Origin of the sequence: Exiguobacterium oxidotolerans JCM 12280, assembly GCF_000702625.1 — a bacterium.
Taxonomy (GTDB): Bacteria; Bacillota; Bacilli; order Exiguobacteriales; family Exiguobacteriaceae; genus Exiguobacterium_A; species Exiguobacterium_A oxidotolerans.
The window spans coordinates 1,796,028-1,814,780 of record NZ_JNIS01000001.1 but is presented as its reverse complement, the minus strand read 5'-3'; the positions used below and the strand labels follow the sequence as shown (position 1 = coordinate 1,814,780).

18 protein-coding genes and 1 riboswitch are annotated in these 18,753 nt (G+C 46.7%); of the genes, 7 read left to right on the top strand and 11 right to left on the bottom strand.

Going from position 1 to position 18,753, the window contains the following annotated elements; translation table 11 throughout:
- Positions 1-38: 38 nt before the first annotated feature.
- Entirely contained in the window at positions 39-944 is a 906-nt protein-coding gene (gene folE2 / locus P403_RS0109310; RefSeq protein WP_029332371.1) for a GTP cyclohydrolase FolE2, read from the top strand.
- Between the two features lie 179 nt (positions 945-1,123).
- Here folE2 and P403_RS0109305 read toward each other — a convergent pair whose 3' ends face one another.
- The 8 genes from P403_RS0109305 to pta all read right to left on the bottom strand — a co-directional run bounded on the left by P403_RS0109305 (position 1,124) and on the right by pta (position 10,156).
- A complete protein-coding gene (locus P403_RS0109305; RefSeq protein ID WP_029332370.1) occupies positions 1,124-1,570 on the bottom strand; it encodes a GDYXXLXY domain-containing protein in 447 nt (148 codons plus the stop codon).
- Positions 1,567-2,760, bottom strand: a complete 1,194-nt coding sequence (locus tag P403_RS0109300; protein ID WP_029332369.1) for a DUF2157 domain-containing protein — start codon at positions 2,758-2,760, stop codon at positions 1,567-1,569. The genes P403_RS0109305 and P403_RS0109300 overlap by 4 nt, the downstream gene beginning before the upstream one ends.
- A 129-nt stretch (positions 2,761-2,889) precedes the next feature.
- On the bottom strand, positions 2,890-4,869 hold the full coding sequence (locus P403_RS0109295; RefSeq protein WP_029332368.1) for a methyl-accepting chemotaxis protein: 1,980 nt from the start codon (positions 4,867-4,869) through the stop codon (positions 2,890-2,892).
- A 186-nt stretch (positions 4,870-5,055) separates the two neighbouring features.
- Positions 5,056-5,355, bottom strand: a complete 300-nt coding sequence (locus P403_RS0109290) for a rhodanese-like domain-containing protein (RefSeq protein ID WP_029332367.1) — start codon at positions 5,353-5,355, stop codon at positions 5,056-5,058.
- A 94-nt stretch (positions 5,356-5,449) separates the two neighbouring features.
- Complete coding sequence (locus tag P403_RS0109285; protein WP_029332366.1) at positions 5,450-6,826, bottom strand: amino acid permease; 1,377 nt, start codon at positions 6,824-6,826, stop codon at positions 5,450-5,452.
- A 223-nt stretch (positions 6,827-7,049) separates the two neighbouring features.
- On the bottom strand, positions 7,050-8,357 hold the full coding sequence (locus tag P403_RS0109280) for a nucleobase:cation symporter-2 family protein (protein ID WP_029332365.1): 1,308 nt from the start codon (positions 8,355-8,357) through the stop codon (positions 7,050-7,052).
- Entirely contained in the window at positions 8,354-8,938 is a 585-nt protein-coding gene (locus P403_RS0109275; RefSeq protein WP_029332364.1) for a xanthine phosphoribosyltransferase, read from the bottom strand. The genes P403_RS0109280 and P403_RS0109275 overlap by 4 nt, the downstream gene beginning before the upstream one ends.
- Positions 8,939-9,013: 75 nt before the next feature.
- A riboswitch (purine riboswitch) is annotated at positions 9,014-9,113 on the bottom strand.
- 59 nt (positions 9,114-9,172) lie between these two features.
- Positions 9,173-10,156, bottom strand: coding sequence for a phosphate acetyltransferase (pta, locus tag P403_RS0109270; protein WP_029332363.1), 984 nt, complete (start codon positions 10,154-10,156; stop codon positions 9,173-9,175).
- 344 nt (positions 10,157-10,500) lie between these two features.
- On the opposite strand from pta, the gene hemQ reads away from it, so the two are divergent.
- On the top strand, positions 10,501-11,277 hold the full coding sequence (gene hemQ / locus P403_RS0109265) for a hydrogen peroxide-dependent heme synthase (RefSeq protein ID WP_029332362.1): 777 nt from the start codon (positions 10,501-10,503) through the stop codon (positions 11,275-11,277).
- 93 nt (positions 11,278-11,370) lie between these two features.
- Positions 11,371-11,520 (top strand): hypothetical protein, encoded by a 150-nt coding sequence (locus P403_RS16665; RefSeq protein ID WP_167331093.1) that lies wholly within the window; start codon positions 11,371-11,373, stop codon positions 11,518-11,520.
- A 580-nt stretch (positions 11,521-12,100) separates the two neighbouring features.
- Here the strand turns inward: P403_RS16665 and P403_RS0109255 are convergent.
- A complete protein-coding gene (locus tag P403_RS0109255) occupies positions 12,101-12,469 on the bottom strand; it encodes a DUF423 domain-containing protein (protein ID WP_029332361.1) in 369 nt (122 codons plus the stop codon).
- 1 nt (position 12,470) lies between these two features.
- Positions 12,471-13,076 carry a trimeric intracellular cation channel family protein gene (locus tag P403_RS0109250; RefSeq protein WP_029332360.1) on the bottom strand — a complete coding sequence of 202 codons (606 nt, stop codon included), beginning with the start codon at positions 13,074-13,076 and terminating at the stop codon, positions 12,471-12,473.
- 165 nt (positions 13,077-13,241) lie between these two features.
- Here P403_RS0109250 and P403_RS0109245 point away from each other — a divergent pair, with 165 nt between their 5' ends.
- From P403_RS0109245 to P403_RS0109230, 4 genes are all read left to right on the top strand, one after another.
- On the top strand, positions 13,242-14,870 hold the full coding sequence (locus P403_RS0109245) for an ABC1 kinase family protein (RefSeq protein ID WP_029332359.1): 1,629 nt from the start codon (positions 13,242-13,244) through the stop codon (positions 14,868-14,870).
- Positions 14,871-14,999: 129 nt separating this feature from the next.
- On the top strand, positions 15,000-15,851 hold the full coding sequence (locus P403_RS0109240; RefSeq protein ID WP_029332358.1) for a GRP family sugar transporter: 852 nt from the start codon (positions 15,000-15,002) through the stop codon (positions 15,849-15,851).
- Between the two features lie 21 nt (positions 15,852-15,872).
- The gene (locus P403_RS0109235; RefSeq protein ID WP_029332357.1) at positions 15,873-16,658 is read left to right on the top strand and encodes a glucose 1-dehydrogenase; all 786 of its coding nucleotides are present in this window, start codon (positions 15,873-15,875) and stop codon (positions 16,656-16,658) included.
- Positions 16,659-16,698: 40 nt separating this feature from the next.
- Complete coding sequence (locus P403_RS0109230; RefSeq protein WP_029332356.1) at positions 16,699-17,673, top strand: cation diffusion facilitator family transporter; 975 nt, start codon at positions 16,699-16,701, stop codon at positions 17,671-17,673.
- A gap of 264 nt (positions 17,674-17,937) precedes the next feature.
- On the opposite strand, the gene P403_RS0109225 is transcribed toward P403_RS0109230, so the two are convergent.
- Positions 17,938-18,684 carry a thermonuclease family protein gene (locus tag P403_RS0109225; protein ID WP_034801099.1) on the bottom strand — a complete coding sequence of 249 codons (747 nt, stop codon included), beginning with the start codon at positions 18,682-18,684 and terminating at the stop codon, positions 17,938-17,940.
- Positions 18,685-18,753: the final 69 nt, after the last annotated feature.

The window sequence follows — 18,753 nt, the reverse complement described above, 5'->3', positions numbered from 1 at the left end:
TATTGATAAAATACAAAAGGACAAAGGGGCCAATTGAAATGTCTACCTACCCGATTACACTACCAACAAAAGAAGAGCGTCATAAGCTTTTCGGTTCTGTTCCCCCTGTTAAAGGAACAAAACCTACTGAAAAAGATAAAATGGTTGATCTTCAAAATACACCAAAGAATTTCTTATTTGCACTTGATGCAGTCGGTATTTCAAACGTCAAACATCCTGTCGTCATCCAAGATGGTGATAAAACGCAGGCCACTGTCGCGACGTTCGAGCTTTCGACATCACTCGTTCAAGACCGTAAAGGCATCAACATGAGTCGCTTAACAGAGCAACTCGATCAGTACCATCAAGAAGGATGGGTCGTCACGAACGAATCACTGATTCAGTTCGCGCGCGATTTAGCCGAGCGGATGGAGCAGTCTGAAGGTCAATTAACGATTCGCTACCCATGGTTCTTCACGCGTAAAGCACCGGCAACTGGACTCAGCGGTCTGATGAATGCCGAAGTCTGGCAAACGGTCAGTGTCGATACGGAAACGAATGAAGCAACGTTGACGGTCGGGTTAACGATCAATGTCACGACGCTCTGCCCATGTTCAAAAGAAATCAGTGAGTACAGTGCCCATAACCAACGTGGTTACGTCACGATGGAAGCATCGCTTCGTGACGAGGCAGACGACTTCGATTGGAAACAAGAACTACTTGATGCTGCTGAGTCTAACGCTTCAGCACCACTCCACCCGGTCCTCAAACGCCCGGATGAAAAACGTGTCACGGAGATGGCTTACGAAAACCCACGTTTCGTCGAAGACATGGTCCGCTTAATCGCGGCCGATCTCTACGAAATGGATGCAATCGCAACGTTCTTCGTCGAATGCCGAAACGAAGAAACGATTCACCAACATGATGCCATCGCTCGAATCACGTTTGATAAAGACGCACAATAAGTCCTATACCACCCTCGCCCTAGATGACCTCTTCGTTGTCTAGGGCGTTTTTTTACTCATTAACCGGATGCACTATTTTTTGAAAAGCCTGGAAGCAATGAAGGAATCGGCATGACTTGAAACAACATTAAAAATGAGAGGAAAGACCTAGTAACGGTCCATCCTCTCATTTTGTTTTTTTACTCGTTTCGGAGCAATAAGTCCGTCGCCCGAACGGTTCCCCATGGCGAAACATCAGCTTTGACTTCTAATTTTTCCGCATCCTCATACCCTTTCCCTGTACCTTGTTCGACATAATATTGAGTCAGCTGAGAAATCGTCACGTATTCATCGTAATACTCACCAGCAACCGAACCGAAAAAGCGGTCATTCGAAATTTTATCAATTCTTGCATATCCATCTTCCCCCGTCATAAATGTAACGTAGACAAGTCCTTGTTTGACGGAAGCATCCGGTTTTAAATCCGGATACTGCAACATGACGTACTCCCCGTAAAGCGGATCAAATGGATCAAACGGCTCTGCCCGAAAACGATAACTTTCACCGAACCACGAAATCGCGTAAAAGCTGAGCACGACTAGCAAAACAATCAGTGTCTGGATAACCGCAAACCCATACTTTTTCATGAGGGTTGACCTCCTTCACGACGTCGTTGCATCCACCAGAGTACAGCGGCAATCAGGAATACGAGTAAGGCACCGACTAAGAAAAAGAGTGACATATTGAGCCGGTTCCACGCATAAATGAAGTAAATCGTTAGTTGGACGGCAATAAAATAAATGAATGGAATCAGTAAACGGTGCCCTGTCCGTTCCCGCTCAATTAAATAGATGAATGCCATGACCTCAACTAAAATCGCTATTAAAATCGCTTGTTCCTCGAACCATAAGAGTCCAATCAACCCAAGTGGTACGATGAAAAGGAGCGGACGGTAACGTGCATAAATCAAACTTCCGACCGCGACTGCGGCAAGTACAAGTAAAATCGCTTCGACGAGCGAAACCGGAATAGTTGTCGTTTCTGCACGGACAGATAGATAGACCAGTGAGTTAATGGCTGCCGTGACTAAATAAAGTGCGTAAAGGAGCGGGCGCTTTTGTTCCTCCCGAACAAGTAACAGCAATGGAACGAGTAAAAATAAAGTCCAAATCGGCCAAAGAATGCCTTCGTATGACACGAGGAAAAACAATTCCAACCCTGCGAAGTAGAGGAGCAACCAGCTAAAAATTAGTGATGGAAACGTTTGACTGAAATAGAACCAGGCTACGGATATCAGAATCAAACAAACAAATGATGTCCAGTCGAGAAACGTCGCGTACTCGCTCCCGAAGCTGCCGATTCCCGTAAAAATATTCAATCCCGCCAAAAAAGCGACGACAGCGTAGGCAGCGTGACGCCAAACGAAAAAATGACCGAGTGCCATAAGAAAGATTATCCAGGCAATGAATGAGCTTTCAAGCGACATATGAAAACTTTGGACCGTGACAATCAATGCACCGAGCAATGCGAGAATCCCGAGTATCCGGAACGCCACGGGATTCCAAATCGTCCGGCGTTCGGAAATATCAGCTAGCACATAACAACTGATCATGATGACAAGAACGAGTCCGATTTTGACCAATGCCGGAATGACTTGCCAATTCGCCGCTAAAAAACTGAGTAAGGCCAAGCCGACAAGCGTCAAGCCAACAATCAATAGCAGCGGTGTCCGATTTTTTGCATGACGTGTTTGCTCATACGCTTCAATCCGCTGGACGACCTCCGCATCCAGCAATCCTGCTTCCTGCCATTCTTTCAACTTCGTCAATCGCGCCATCTTTCCACCTCCTAGAACTCAACACTACACTTATATTTTTCCCGTTTTCCTATCGCTTCAAGCAAATTCACAATAAAAAAAGCGACTACGTCCAGCTCAGTTTCGCTGACGTAGTCGCCTTCATCTGGTTTAAACGCGGAATTGCGTCACCATTTCTTGTAGTTCTTCTGCCATATCCGACAATGCTTTCGCGGATTGTGAAATTTCTTCCATCGAACCGAGCTGTTCTTCCGTCGTCGTCGCAACACGTTCGGATGCTGTCGAATTTTCATCCGCAATATGAGCGATTTCCGTTGCCGAAGCCGACACTTCTTGGACGTTCGCCGCGATTTCTTCGACCGTCGCTGTGACATCTTCGATTCGTGGCGTCATCTCTTGGGTCCGTAACATAATTTTCTTGAACCGTTCCGCTGAATCTTCTGTCGTCTCAAGTCCGGCTTTCGTATGATGCGATACTTCTTTCATCAAGGAAACCGACCGTTCTGTTTCCTGCTTGATGTTTGTAATCAGGCCCGAAATTTGTTTTGTCGACTCTTGTGACTGTTCGGCTAGCTTCCGAACTTCACTCGCGACGACCGCAAATCCTTTGCCATTTTCGCCGGCCCGTGCTGCTTCAATCGCTGCATTCAAGGCGAGCAAGTTCGTTTGGGCTGCAATCCCGTTAATGACATCGACAATCTTTCCGATTTCATTCGATCGATGCGCCAAGGATTGAATGACTTCACCGAAGTTTTCGACCGATGCATCAATCGCTTTCATCTGTGTCACATTTTTCCCGACCGCAATCGTCCCGTCTTCTGCTTCAAGTGCCGTTGCCCGTGATAGCTCGGAGACGTTCGTCGAACTCTCGGCGATTCGCATGACACCTGACGTAATCGCTTGGAGTGATACCGCGTTTCCTTCGAGTTGACGTTTCGAGTGGTCAGCACCTGCTGCCATCTGTTGGACGGAACCTGCGATTTGCTCGGAAGCTGCTGTCGTTTGCGCTGCGTTCGCCATCAATTCTTCTGAAGACGCCGCAACTTGTCCAATCGATTGATCGAGGTTCGTCACGATCGACCGCAGTGATGTAACCATGACATTAAAACTTTGAGCCACCTGACCGATTTCGTCATTGGATTCGACGACGACTTGCTCCGTCAAATCACCTTCTTTAATCCGATCGGCACTTTCCGTCAAACGATTTAACGGACGGAGAATCGAACGGAGAATAAAGTAGAGTAAGACAGTTGCCAACAAGAACGTTCCAGCGATGACGGCAAGCGTCGTCCAAAGAATGCCCGATGTTTCATTTGTAATTTCTTTATCGTACAGTGTTCCGGCGACTTTCCATCCCGTCAGATTGTTCGTCATATAATCCATTTTCTTACCTTGATTCTCAAACTCATAAGAGAACTGACCATTTTTCCCGGCATAAAGAGATGTAACCCAGTCTCCAGATGCCTTGTCTCCAGCCTTCTTCGTCGGATGGGTGACGAAATTCTTATTGGAATCGAGAATCGTAACATAGCCTTCTTGACCGATTTTAACTTTTTTAGCGATTTCAGAAATTCGATCGACATCCACGTCGATGGCAATGACGCCACGTCCATTCCCACCCGTTTGTGAAAGGGTGACCATCATCTTCCCTGAAGCTGCGTCGACATATGGATCAGTAATGACGACTTTCCCACCGGCGTCTTCCGCTGCCTGATACCACGAACGTTCTCGTGGATCATAATCGTCTGGCATCGTTTGTTCCGGATAGATGGTCATATCACCTTCCGTCGTCGCGTAATAAATATTTGCCGCTTGCGGATGTGTATCGAGATATTCTGTCATCTTTTCTTTCAATGCTAAGTTTTGTTTCCCTTTTTGATAGAGCATTCCATCAATCCGGTCCGCAAAGAACGCGACATCGCGTCGTACTGGATCAATGATATTGGTGATTTCATCGTTCATCCGGTCAACACCGGCATGTGCTGATTGCAGGATTTGATCTGTGATTTTCTGTTTCGCTTGATTGTATGCAACAAAACCAATCAATAACGATGGAATCAATAATAAGAGCAAAGATGTGATAATTAGTTTCTGCTTGATGCTAATCGTTCGTTTTTTTGTCTGTTCCATACATGACTCCTCTTCCCGATATGTAAACTCGTTGTTCTAATCTATATATCGGTCAGAACGTGTCATTTTTCACAACTAAATAAAAAAGAAGGTAATCCATTTTCATGAATTACCTTCTTGGACTACCTATAAAGTGATGCGGTATAACTTCGCGAACAGAACGTTTGAGAAAAGAACACTATCGCTTTACGCTTCTTGATCGCCCTTCCAGTTCATCATCCCACCTTCGACGTTGACGATGTCGTAGCCATACTGTTCGAGGAAACGTCCGACGTTCTCGCTGCGTCCACCTGCTTTGCAAATCAGGTAGTACGTTTCACCTTCTTGCAGCTCCGTATAGCGTTCACCGATTTCAGACATCGGTAAGAAGCGGACATTCGGGATATGACCTGCGTCATATTCATCTTGTTCGCGCACGTCCACGACGTGGAGTACTTCACCGGCTTCAAGCTTTTCTTGTAACTGATCGACATGGATTGTTTTCATCGTAAGTTCCTCCTCTTGTTTCATCTTTGTTCAGTGTAGCAAAGCTGACGTCGAAACAGAACAAAAGAGACCGCCCGAAGCCGGTCTCTCTGATTCATTCCCCTGATGCCCGGTCGAACGAGCGTCGTGTCTGTTTATGCATCCCCCGTGCATAGTAGACCGCAATCAAAATCACGTACCAGAGTGGTCCAACAATCAGTGCGATGCGTGTACTCGCATCAAACGCCATCAAGACGATGACGCCAGCCAGTGCAAGTAAGGCGATGTAGTTCACGACCGGGAAAAACGGAACGCCGAATTCTGCCGTACCATACACCTTGCGGGCCCGCATTTGCGAAATCAAAATCATCGCCCACGTCCAGACCGCTCCGAACGTCGCAATACTCGTCACGATCGCAAAAACGTTTTCCGGTAAGAAATAGTTTAAGGCAACACCGACGAGCAGCGCGATCCCTGAAAGAATTGTTGCGATTGCCGGGACACCATTCTTCGAAATCTTCGCGAAGCGTTTGGGTGCTTCTTCGTTTTGTGCCAGGTTCATCATCATCCGTGCTGTCGAGAAAATCCCCGAGTTACATGACGACAAGGCTGCTGTCAGTACAACAAAATTGATGATACCGGCTGCTGCCGGAATACCGAGCTGCTGAAACAATAAGACGAATGGGCTACTGTTATTTTGTCCAACTTGGTCCCACGGATAAATCGACAAGATAACGAACAGCGCACCGATGTAGAAAATCAAAATTCGTAAAAAGACGTTGTTGACCGCCTTACGAATCGTTTTCTTCGGATTTTTAGCTTCCCCAGCTGTGACCCCAATCACTTCAATGCCTAAGAACGCAAACATGACCATTTGCATCGCAAGCAGGACTCCCCCGAATCCATTTGGCAAGAATCCACCGTGCGACCAAAGATTTGAAATCCCGACCGGTGTGCCTCCGTTACCAAGTCCGACGACAATCGTCAACGTTCCAAGAATAATCATCGCGACAATCGCAACGATCTTAATCAAGGCGAACCAAAATTCGAATTCGCCATAAAATTTGACGGCAATGAAATTAATGCTCGTCATAAGTAATAATGCCGCAAGCGCCCAAATCCAGCGTTCCGACTGCGGGAACCATTCCTGCATATAAATTCCGACTGCTGTGATTTCTGCCATACATGTAAAAATCCACAGAAGCCAATAATTCCACCCGGTCAAAAATCCAGCGAGTGGACTGACATATTTCCGGGCGTATTCAGCAAAGCTTCCCGCCACCGGTTCACGTACCGCGAGCTCCCCAAGTGCCCGCATGATGATGAAGATGATGATACCGCCGATTAAATAACCAATCAGAATCCCTGGTCCTGCCAACTGAATGGCTTTTGCCGAGCCTAGGAAAAGTCCAACACCGATTGCCGCCCCCAGCGACATCAACGTAATATGACGCTCTTCCAGTCCCCGATTTAGCTCTGTCTGTTGCTTCATCTGTACGACGTCCTTCCTGTCTCTCGATCGTTCTTAGCAGTTCCCCAAACCGCTACGTTGTCAGTATAAAGAAGTGGTGTCTGATTTGTAAACGTTTTCAAGTGAGATTTACCACTTTCTTCCCATACTCGAAATATTCTGATTTGTGTAACGTCGTCTCATCACAAAAAAGAGACCTCCATCCGAAGATGCAGGTCTGCTCGTAACACAATTGTTCTACTATTTACTCAGCTTTTGCAAATTGTTCGTCTTCTGTACGCTGCTTGCGATCAGCTAAACGGAACAAACCATTGAGAAGCAATGCCGTCAACGAACCGGCGACAATCGGGCTATCCGTCAAGACGCGGATTTGTTCCGGTAAACCGGACACAATCGCCGGGTTCATACTGATGCCAAGTCCGACGCCAAGTGATAAGGCGACTGTCAAGACGTGGTCGTTTTTGGCGAAGTCGACGCGAGACAGAATTCGAATTCCGCTTGCTGCAACCGTCCCAAACATGATGAGCATTGCTCCGCCAAGAACTGGTTTCGGAATCAGTGTCGTAAAGGTGGCGACTTTCGGCAAGAAACCGAGGATGACCAAAAACAACCCGGCAAAGACGATGACTTTTCGTGTCTTGACGCCCGTCAGTTGAACAAGCCCGACATTTTGACTGTAAGTCGTGTATGGAAAACTGTTAAAAATCCCGCCGATGATTGTCGCAGCACCTTCTGCCCGGTAACCGCGTGCTAAGTCTTGCTTCGAGAGTTTTTTATCCGTGATTTCACCAAGCGTCAAGAAGACGCCTGTCGATTCAACCATTGAGACGAGACCAACGAGCGTCATCGTCAAAATCGCCGTGATATTAAACGTCGGTGCACCAAAGTAAAACGGTGTAACCATTTGGAACCACGAGGCGTCAGCGACTGGACTAAAATCAATCATCCCCATGCCGAACGCGACAAGTGTTCCGATGAGCACCGCAATCAAGACAGCCGCCGCCTTCGAAAAAACGGTGCCGTAACGATTTAAAATCAAGATTAAAGCAATCGTTAATCCGGCGAGACCGAGGTATCGGAAGTCACCAAAATCTTGAACGCCTTGTCCGCCACCGATATCATTGATGGCTGCCGGAATGAGTGATATTCCGATGATCGTCACGACGGATCCGAGCACGACCGGCGGAAATAAAATCGCAATCCGGCTAAAGAGTCCGGAAATTAATAAAATGATGATGCCGCTTGCGATTAATGCGCCGTAAATCGCCGTGATACCTTGCAGACTACCAATCGCAATCATCGGCCTGACTGCCGTGAACGTACATCCGAGCACGACCGGCAGTCCGACACCGGTATACTTCGTGACGAAGACTTGGAGTAACGTCGCGATTCCACACATGAATAGGTCAATCGCGACAAGATACGCGAGTCCTTCCCCGGATAAGCCGATTGCACTGCCGACGATCAATGGAACGATGGCTGCTCCCGTATACATCGCAAGGACATGCTGGAGTCCGAGCCCTGCCGCTTTAAGATTCGATAAGGATTTCATACGTTCACCGAGCGGACGAACGTCGCCTTCCCGTTCTCTAATTTTTCAATTCGTGCGAGCGATTCGACGCGGAACCCTGCCTGAACCAATTTCTCGCGCCCCGGTTGGAATGATTTTTCAATCACGATTCCGATACCGACGACTTCTGCTCCTGCCTGTTCGACTAATTTAGCAAGACCGAACGCCGCTTCCCCGTTCGCTAAAAAGTCATCGATGATCAGCACACGTTCACCTTGCTGTAAGTATTTTTCAGCGACTGTGATCGTACTCGTCTGCTGTTTCGTAAACGAGTAGACTTCTGCTGAAATCGTTCCTTCGTTTAACGTCAGTGACTTCGTTTTTCGTGCATAGACCATCGGGACACCAAGACGAAGTGCTGTCATCATCGCCGGTGCGATTCCACCTGCTTCTATCGTTAAAATCCGCGTAATGCCGGCGTCTTGAAACCGATTCATGAATTCATAAGCAATTTCCCACATCAATGTCGGATCGACTTGATGGTTAAGGAATGCATCGACTTTCAAGACTTGATCGGACAGGACGATTCCTTCTTTGTTAATCATTTCTTCTAAACGTTTCATAGCTGAGTTCTCCTTTATTGACGAAAAAAAACGTACAGCGCTACCCCGGGGGCAGCCACTGTACGCCAAAAAAGAGAGCAGTAACTCACCACCCGTAGTCAGATCGTTACGGCGATCCGGTAGAGACTCGTGGGCCAATTCCCACTATTATACGAGCGTTGCTATACGTTTATGATTCGTGCATGATGTGTTTCATTTTACGATGTTCTCTGAAAAAGTAAAGACTTTTCCGTTTCAAGCGTTTGCTTCAACTGCTTGAGCTGCCGTGATGATCGCAAGTTTGTAGACATCTTCTTCGTTACAGCCACGTGAAAGATCGTTGACCGGTTTGTTGAGACCTTGGAGAATCGGTCCGATCGCTTCAAATCCACCAAGACGTTGTGCGATTTTGTAACCGATGTTCCCTGACTCAAGGCTTGGGAAGATAAAGACGTTAGCTTGACCCGCAACATCTGATTCTGGTGCTTTTGATTTTGCGACACTCGGGACGAACGCTGCATCAAACTGTAACTCACCATCGATTGCAAGTTCAGGCGCACGTTCTTTTGCGAGGCGTGTTGCTTCGACGACGCGTTCTGTTTCAGGTGATTTTGCTGAACCTTTTGTCGAGAAGCTAAGCAATGCCACTTTCGGTTCAATCCCGAATGTTTTTGCTGTTTTTGCTGATGCGATCGCATTTTCAGCTAAGTCGTTTGCGTCAGGTGCGATATTAATCGCGCAGTCAGCGAAGACATACTGCTCATCGTCACGAACCATGATGAAGACACCAGATGTTTTCTTATAGCCTTCTTGCATTTTGATGATTTGAAGTGCCGGGCGGACTGTATCGCCAGTCGCGTGCATCGCACCCGAGACGAGACCTTCTGCTTTACCTGTATGCACGAGCATCGTTCCGAATGTGTTGACGTCTTTTAAGATGACTTCACGTGCTTGTTCTTCTGTCGCTTTTCCTTTACGGCGTTCGACGAAAGAGGCAACAAGTTCTTCGATGGCTTCGTACGAAGCAGGATCGATTGTTTCAAGACCTGTTACATCGATTCCATTCGCTGAAGCCGTTTCTTCAATCTTCACGCGTGGTCCGATGACGATTGGTGTGACAAGACCATCTTTTTTCAGGCGGACAGCAGCACCAAGAACACGTGCGTCGATTCCTTCTGGGAAAACGATTGATGGTTGGTGTGCTTTTACTTTTGTCTCAAGCATTTCAAATAATTGCATGATTTTCTCTCCTTTTATATCAATCAAGTGTCGGTTTCTATTCCTTATACATTCCATCGTTCATTATACACAGTTCTGTTTCGTTATTAAAACAATTTGCAAAAAACTTCTTTTACCCATTACACGAAGCGGAATTTCATCACTATTACAGTTATTTCTAGGAATAGTACAGAAGGCGCTTAACGCGTTTCATCACACCCTTTTACTTCATACCCCGATTCGTGTTACTTCATGTCTCTATCTCCAATGAGGGACGGTTGTTTTGTTGCGATGAACCGTCCGATCTATGATAAGATTAGCAATGGAGAATGTACTTTTCATTATAGATTTCAGGAGGTTTTTTCATGGAACATCAAACATCAGAACCAACTGCTACACAGCAAGCCGCCGAGACACTCGACGGCTGGTATACATTACATGATTTCCGTCGGATTGACTGGTCACGCTTAAAACAAGTCGACGCAGCTACACGGACAAACATGATTAACGAATTCCAAACGTTCTTAGTTGAACTCGGACAAGTCGAAGAACAAAAAGAAGGCAGCCACGCCCTTTACACGATCATTGGTCAAAAGGCTGACCTCGTCTTGATGGTCCTCCGTCCGACGATGGAAGACATTCAAGCCGTTGAAGTGAAGATGCAAAAACTCGATTTGTATGACTACCTCATCCCGACGTATTCATACGTCTCCGTCGTCGAACTTGGCACATACCGTGGATCTGGCGAAGGGAATCCATATGAAAACCCATACGTCCGCGACCGTCTCTATCCAATCTTGCCGAAATCGAAGCATATCTGTTTCTACCCGATGAGTAAATCACGTCGCGATGGCGATAACTGGTACACACTTTCGATGGAGAAACGGAAAGAGCTCATGTACCGTCATGGTATGATCGGACGGAGCTACGCTGGGAAGATTCAACAAATCATCGGTGGATCAACTGGCTTCGACGATTGGGAATGGGGCGTCACCTTGTTCGCGAATGATATCCTCCAGTTCAAAAAAATCGTCTATGAAATGCGCTTTGACGAAGTGAGTGCAAAATACGGTGAATTCGGTGAGTTCTTCATCGGTAACCGTCTCGAGTCAAGCGAACTCGAAACACATTTTGCGCTTTAATATGCTAAAAGACGTTTCATAGAAAAACCCTATGGGAATATACTCTTTGCGGCCATAAAAGATGTACGTTTTATACGTTAAGGAGGAATGATCATGGGGAATGCTATGAACCGATCAACGCGATCGCGTGAGTTGCAATTCGCTGTGCTTTCAAAAGAGCTAAAGCCAGTCGCAGAACGTGTGCTGGATCGCTATGAGCAAGCATTATCGAAGTTAAATAAAACACAACCTACAAAGCGTTGAAGCAAGCGCTTCAATTACTCTAAATCGTAATCGGTCAAGTGGCAGTGATGTCTCTTGACCGATTTTTTTGTCTTTCGATGGCGTAATTGTCGTAAAAAGACAAAAAAAGAGAGTGGATATACATCCACTCAGCGTGTAGACAAACTCTTATGAATCGTGAACATGCGATAACGAGAGACAATCCGGTCGCGCTTCCCTGTCTCGCCTCGTCTTCAAAGCGGCAACCGTCCGCGCCGCTACAGCAAAGCTGCAGGGTCGCGACCGATTGCTTTTCGCGGTTCTAAGCGATTCGAGACGGATTGCGCTCTAAAGCGTCTGCATGACTGAATTTCCGTCATAGTGTTACCTAAAAAGCGTCACGTTTCGTTGACTCCTGCGGGAAAAAGTGCGTTAAAAACGCACTTTCAGAGGCGGGCAAGACCCTGCTCATTGTCCGTGAGGACGAAGGAGCAACGGCTTGCGCCTCGCCCGAGGAAAGCAACGAAAAAAGACGCTTTTAACTCCCGATATCACGGAGAGTGAATATAAAAGCCACTCCCTTACTTTCGTTTAAAGACCAACTTTCAAGTCAGTCGATCGATCATAACCCTTTATACGCACCAATTGCGACAAAAATCCATGCTGCGATGAACAGAACGCCGCCAATCGGTGTGATTGCACCGAGCTTTGTAATCCCTGTCAGCGCCATGACATATAAGCTGCCAGAGAAGAAGACGATTCCGGCGAGCATCAACCAACCTGCAAGCGAAAATTGTGAAATCGAAACTTTCAGTAACATCCCACCCAGTGCCAAAATCCCAAGTGAGTGGACCATCTGATAGAGGACACCCGTCTGCCAGTTCGCAAGCATCCTCTCAGATAACATATCTTTTAGCGCATGCGCTCCGAACGCACCGAGTGCGACCGCTACCATCATCGATAAAGAACCAATCATAATCAATACTTTCATGTCATTCTCCCCCTAAACGTCGTGCTGGTAAATTCCATTCATAATAATAAGATAGCATACGTAAAATCGTAATGAGTCCGAGTAATGTGAACAAATGCAGCGGATTCGTCAGTTGGAACCGATCGATGACGAGCGCGGCCATGACGGCCCACATCGCATAGATTTCCTTATGCAGGACAAGTGGTTTGCGTCCGGCCAGTAAATCCCGGATGACACCACCGCCGACACCTGTTAAAACAGCTGCTGAAATCGTTGCTGAAAGAGGTAAGCCTTTTGCAGATGCCATAAGTGCACCTTGAATCGCAAATGCAGATAAACCGAGTGCATCGGCAAGTACGCCCCACCGTGACCAATGTGGTAAAAATAATTGTGGTAAAACAAAGATTAATAATGCGACTAAAATCGCAATCAAGAACAATCCACCTTGCGACCAAAGTGCCGAGACGGGTACACCAATCAACAAATTTCGGATTGCACCGCCTCCGAATGCCGTAATCAATGCCAATAACCAAACCCCAAACAAATCATATTTTTCTTCCATCGCAACGATCGCGCCACTCATCGCAAATGCGACCGTGCCGATGATATTTAATAAGTCCCAGGACATGCACACATTTCACCTTTCCACATTGAAATTCCATTACTTACTATACTCTCTTTTTGCGTCGCGTCCACCTTATTTTTACGATTCTTTTTTCAGCCGTTTGTAAGTGACGTTTTTAGGTAAAGTAACCTATACTGAAACAAACTGTACAGGAAGCTAGGTGACCGTATGAAACGTTGGGCGCTCTACCGGATTTTCGTCATCGTGACGATGTTCGCTCGTTATATTTGGACTATCTATCGATTCACCCGGAAAAACCGACCAGGTACGAATACTGAAGAATTCGAGCGCATTATGATTACGATCGCGCGTGATTATAAGAAGAAAGCACTGCGTCTCGAAGGACTCCTCATTAAACTCGGGCAGTTTTTATCGATTCGTGCCGATTTATTCCCACCAACCGTTTTAATGGAATTAACTGAACTCGTCGATAAGGTCCCATCGAGCAAACTCGGGGAATCTCGAAAAATCATCGAGGAAGACTGGGGCATGCCGATCGAAGACGTCGTCGATAACATCAGTCCTCGACCCATCGCATCCGCTTCCATCGGAGAAGTCTATAGTGCGACACTCAAATCGAACGGGCGAAAAGTCGCAATCAAAGTCCAGCGTCCCAACATCGAACAAATCATTAAAACGGATTTCCGTGCGATGCGTCTTGTCATTGCGATGCTCCGTCGGACGTCACTCAATAAATCGACTGACCTCCAAAGTCTTTATCGCCAAATGGTCTTCGTCATCGGAGATGAACTGAACTACCGGACTGAATTAAAAAATGGTCTCTACTTTAAAAAGATGTATGAAACGAACCCTGTCATCTACATCCCAGACTATTATGAAGAACACTGTACGAATCGCGTCTTGATGATGGAGTGGATTGACGGTACACGAATCACGGACCTCGAGTTTTTAGCAGAACATCAAATCGATCGTGACGAACTCGCGCGGAACCTCTTCCTCAATGCGGGTGAACAGTTGCTGTTCGGTGGGAAGTTCCATGCTGATCCTCACCCCGGTAACGTCTTGGTCCAGACGGATGGAAAAATCGTCCTACTCGACTTCGGGATGATCGGTGCGACGACCCCGGACGACATGCGGGCAATCCAAGGCATTTTGCAATCATTCGTCACACTCGATTATGATGCGATTGTCGATGGTCTTGAAGACCTCCGGTTCCTCTTGCCGAACGCAAATAAACAAAATATCCGTCAAGCGATTGAAAAAGCCGTCAACTTTTACCTTGAAAGCGATATGGAGAACGTCGATACGAAATTGATTGAAAAAGTCCTGTCTGATATCGAATTACTCGTTCGGAATGAACCGATTCAATTACCGGCCGAGTTTGCCTTTTTTGGTCGTGCCGCGTCAACAATCCTTGGTATCCTGCAAATCCTCTCACCAAAAATCAACTTACTTGAACTTGCGAAACCGATGGTCCGGCGTTGGCTGGACGAAGAAGGAAAAAACCAGAATCGTTACTTACAGATTGCAGGGTCTTACGGCGCACGTCTTCTCGCCTTTCCTCGCCTAGTCAATGATGCCCTCAGTGAACCAACACGCTGGCGGTTATTCGAACAGCAAAAATTCTCGCGCGTCGCGAATATGGAATCGCTTAAAATCCGCCAGTGGACCAGTTCACTCGTCGGAATCGTCAGCTTACCTGTCAGTTACGGTGGCTATTTCTTAAGTCAGTATGACTTAATGGGGATTTCCTTAACGATTGCCGTCGTTGCATTATGGAACGCCCGAAGAATCGGTCGACAAATCGTCCGCATCGCCGACGAACCGTTTAAATGATTTTAACGTCCCATTCGTGGGGCGTTTTTTATTTCGAAATAACTTTATGTATGCTTTTGATGTTTTTCATGAGGAATCATCGGGTACAACTTCAAGTAGATAGAACAAATGGAAGAGGTGAATCACTTGATTGATATTTTAATTGCCATCGTTCCTGCCTTGATGTGGGGGACATTGCCACTCGTCGTGTCAAAACTCGGCGGTTCCACCGAACAACAAATTATCGGGACGACACTCGGTGCATTAGCATTTGCTCTTGTCACGTTTTTCTTCGTCAGTCCGGAAATGTCAACGACTGCTTGGGTTGCCGGTCTTTTCTCCGGTGCTTTTTGGGCGCTTGGTCAAATGAACCAATTCGCTGCTTTCAAACAGATGGGTGTTTCGAAAACGATGCCGATTTCAACTGGGATGCAGCTCGTCGGAACGTCACTATTCGGCGTGCTCGCTTTCGGTGAGTGGTCGAGCACATCTGCACTTATTCTCGGAATTAGCGCGCTCGTCCTGATCGTTGCGGGTGCCGCTTTTACGTCGTACAAGGAAGATAAAAGTAAAAAAGATGAAAACATTGGAAAAGGATTACTTCTCCTCGTTATCTCAACGGTCGGTTATGTCGGCTATGTCGTCATCGCCCGTTGGTTTAACATCAACGGTTGGGAAGCGGTCTTACCACAAGCAATCGGGATGGTCGTCAGTGCCATTCTGCTCTCATTACGCAAAGGGAATTTGTTTGCGAAACAAACGTTCACAAACGGAATTGCCGGAATCATGTGGGCTGTCGGTAACATCGCCCTGCTCTTCGCAACGGCACGTGTCGGCGTCGCAACGAGCTTTTCACTCTCACAAACCGGTGTCGTCATCTCGACCATCGGTGGTGTCCTCTTGTTAAAAGAATCAAAAACGAAAAAAGAAATGACCTTCGTTATCATCGGCTGTATTCTCGTTGTCGCCGGTGGTATCATGATTGGATTTACAAAACAATAACTTTTAAAGGAGTCGATTTTCATGTATAACAGTTTAACTGGAAAAGTAGCTATCGTCACAGGCGGTTCAATGGGGATTGGTGAAGCCGTTGTCCGTCGTTACGCGGAAGAAGGTACAAAGGTCGTCATCAACTATCGGAGCCATCCGGAAGAAGCAGATCAGATTGCAGAAGAAATCAAGCAAGCCGGCGGAGAAGCCATTACGATTCAAGCAGATGTATCAAAAGAGGACGATATGATTCGTCTTGTTAAAGAAACAGTTGACCACTTTGGTCGACTCGATATCTTCGTCAACAATGCCGGTGTCGAAATGCCGTCACCATCGCACGAAATGTCCCTCGAAGACTGGCAAAAAGTCATCGATGTCAATTTAACCGGTTCATTCCTCGGAGCACGTGAAGCCTTGAAATACTTTGTCGAGAACGACATTAAAGGGAACATCATTAATATGTCGAGCGTTCACGAAATCATTCCATGGCCAACATTTGTTCACTATGCGGCAAGTAAAGGTGGCGTCAAACTGATGACGCAGACGCTCGCGATGGAGTACGCACCAAAAGGAATTCGAATCAATGCAATTGGACCGGGAGCGATCAACACACCAATCAATGCAGAGAAATTTGAAGACCCAGAACAACGTAAAGAAGTCGAAAGCATGATTCCAATGGGCAATATCGGTAAACCGGAAGAAATCTCCGCTGTTGCCGCATGGCTTGCTTCTGACGAATCCAGTTACGTGACCGGTATCACACTATTTGCAGATGGCGGCATGTCACTTTATCCATCATTCCAAGCAGGACGCGGTTAATTCCGCTTTCCTGCTTTTTTAAAAGGAGAGGATCACAACTATGGCCAACTTTTTCTCACTAATGAGGCGTGGTAATAAATCTGCTTTAGCTGCCGCTATCGTCAATACGATTATTGCCATTATTAAATTCATCGCTTATATCTTAACCGGTAACATCGCCATGTTCGCAGAAATGATGCATACGATTGGTGATGCCGCCAATCAAATGTTCGTTTATGTCGGCTCTGCGTTAAGTAAAAAAGCACCGACCAAACGTTTCCCGAATGGATTCGGTCGTCTCGTCAACCTCGTCCTGCTCGCAGCAATTATCGTCGTCGCCATTTTAGCGTATGAGACGATCCGTGAAGGCGTGTTGCATATTCTACATGCTCCAGGAGAACAAACAAGCGGACTGTGGATCATTTTAACAGCGCTCGGAATCGGAGTTGTCCTTGAAATGGGTGTCTTTTATAAAGCCATGATTGAAATCGCTCATGAAACCGGTCTGAAATCGCGTGGATTCACGCTCGTTCGCGAAAGTTTTTCGAAGCTCGGACAAGCAAAACCAGCGACGCGCCTCGTCTTTATGGAAGACTTAGTTGCGACACTGGGTGGTCTGATTGCCATTATCGCCGTCCTCATTTCGCACTATACATCGTTTTATCAAGCAGAAGGGATTGCTTCTGTTTTAATCGGATTGATGATGTTTTACGTCGTCTATAACGTCTTCATCCAAAATGCAGCCGGTGCGCTCGGTGAAAGTGATGAAGTCTTGACAGCAAAAATCGCAGAGATTTTACTCCGCGACAAAGATGTCCGTGACATCGAAAAACTTGAAGTCATCAAAGAAGGCGATCACTTCCACGTCGATCTTGAAATCGAAGTCGACCGTGGCATGACAATCGCGCAAGCCGATGACATCAAAGACCGCCTCGAACTGCAAATCCGGATTTTAAAAGGCGTGACCGACGTCACGATTGCCTTTGATGAGGATGATCAAATTCCACATTATAAACCCTCCCCGCCTTCAGAATAAAAGGGAGTAACCACAAACAGCGGGCACCTTTTTGAAGGACAAGGGGTTTCACATGTGCTCCTCAGATTTAAATCTGTCATCACAAACGAGAAGAGCCCGCACAAAAAACGCCGATGATTCCATGAAAAATGGGATCATCGGCGTTTCGTACGTACAGGACGGAACCGTCCGTCACCAAGATTGATTTTAGAGCGACTTTTGAATCAACTCTTTTTTCTAGTACGATATGTTATTTAAGGTTTTCACTAAATTAAGCAACGTGCGTTAATTCGCAGCGCGTCGAAAACCTGCTTGTTTCGCTTCCTGTTCGCTACAGAACATTTCTTCAGGCTTGACGTCCTCGTATGAGCGACCGCCTCTGACATGATAAATCTTATTCCCTTGCCGGTTGATATTTCCTTTGATGTCTTCACACTCACCTTTTGCCGAAGAAGTCGATTCCTTCGTCAAGACCGTTTCGTCAAATCCACGATTCGTCGCATAGCCTTTTGTTTCCCAAATCCCTTTTTTCGCTGCTTTTGCTTCTTGTTCAATGTCTTCGAACGTCTTAACATACCGCGTATCCGGTTCGTACACGTAGGCGACACGCGCAAGTCCTTGACGTAACAACTCTTGATTGACCATCTTGCCATCAATCCAGACATACGCTAGAAGTCGACCGTAACGATCCGCCTTTGAGTGATCTCGCTCGATGACGATCTCGCTCCCTTTTGGTAAGAGGTCTTTCGTAAAGCTCGAAGCTTCCGGTCCGAACGGTTGAACCGGTTTTTCCGGATTTACCGTTTCTGGCGTATCGATTAACAAAAAACGGACGTCTTCAATCTTCCCGTCCGGTAAGCGGACTTTAATCGTATCCCCGTCGACGACCCGCTCGACGGTCACTTGTGTGGCTTTTGTATCATCCGGTTGTGCGATTCCGAACTTCATTTCCGTTTCCGGCTCTTCCTCTAAGGCACAGCCTGTACTGAACATGAGTCCGACTAGCAACAATGCCTGCATCCAAAACTTCATCATGCCCCTCCTTTTTAGTTAGCCAGTCCACTCAAAAAACGCCGACCTTATGCGCCGGCGCTTCGCTAA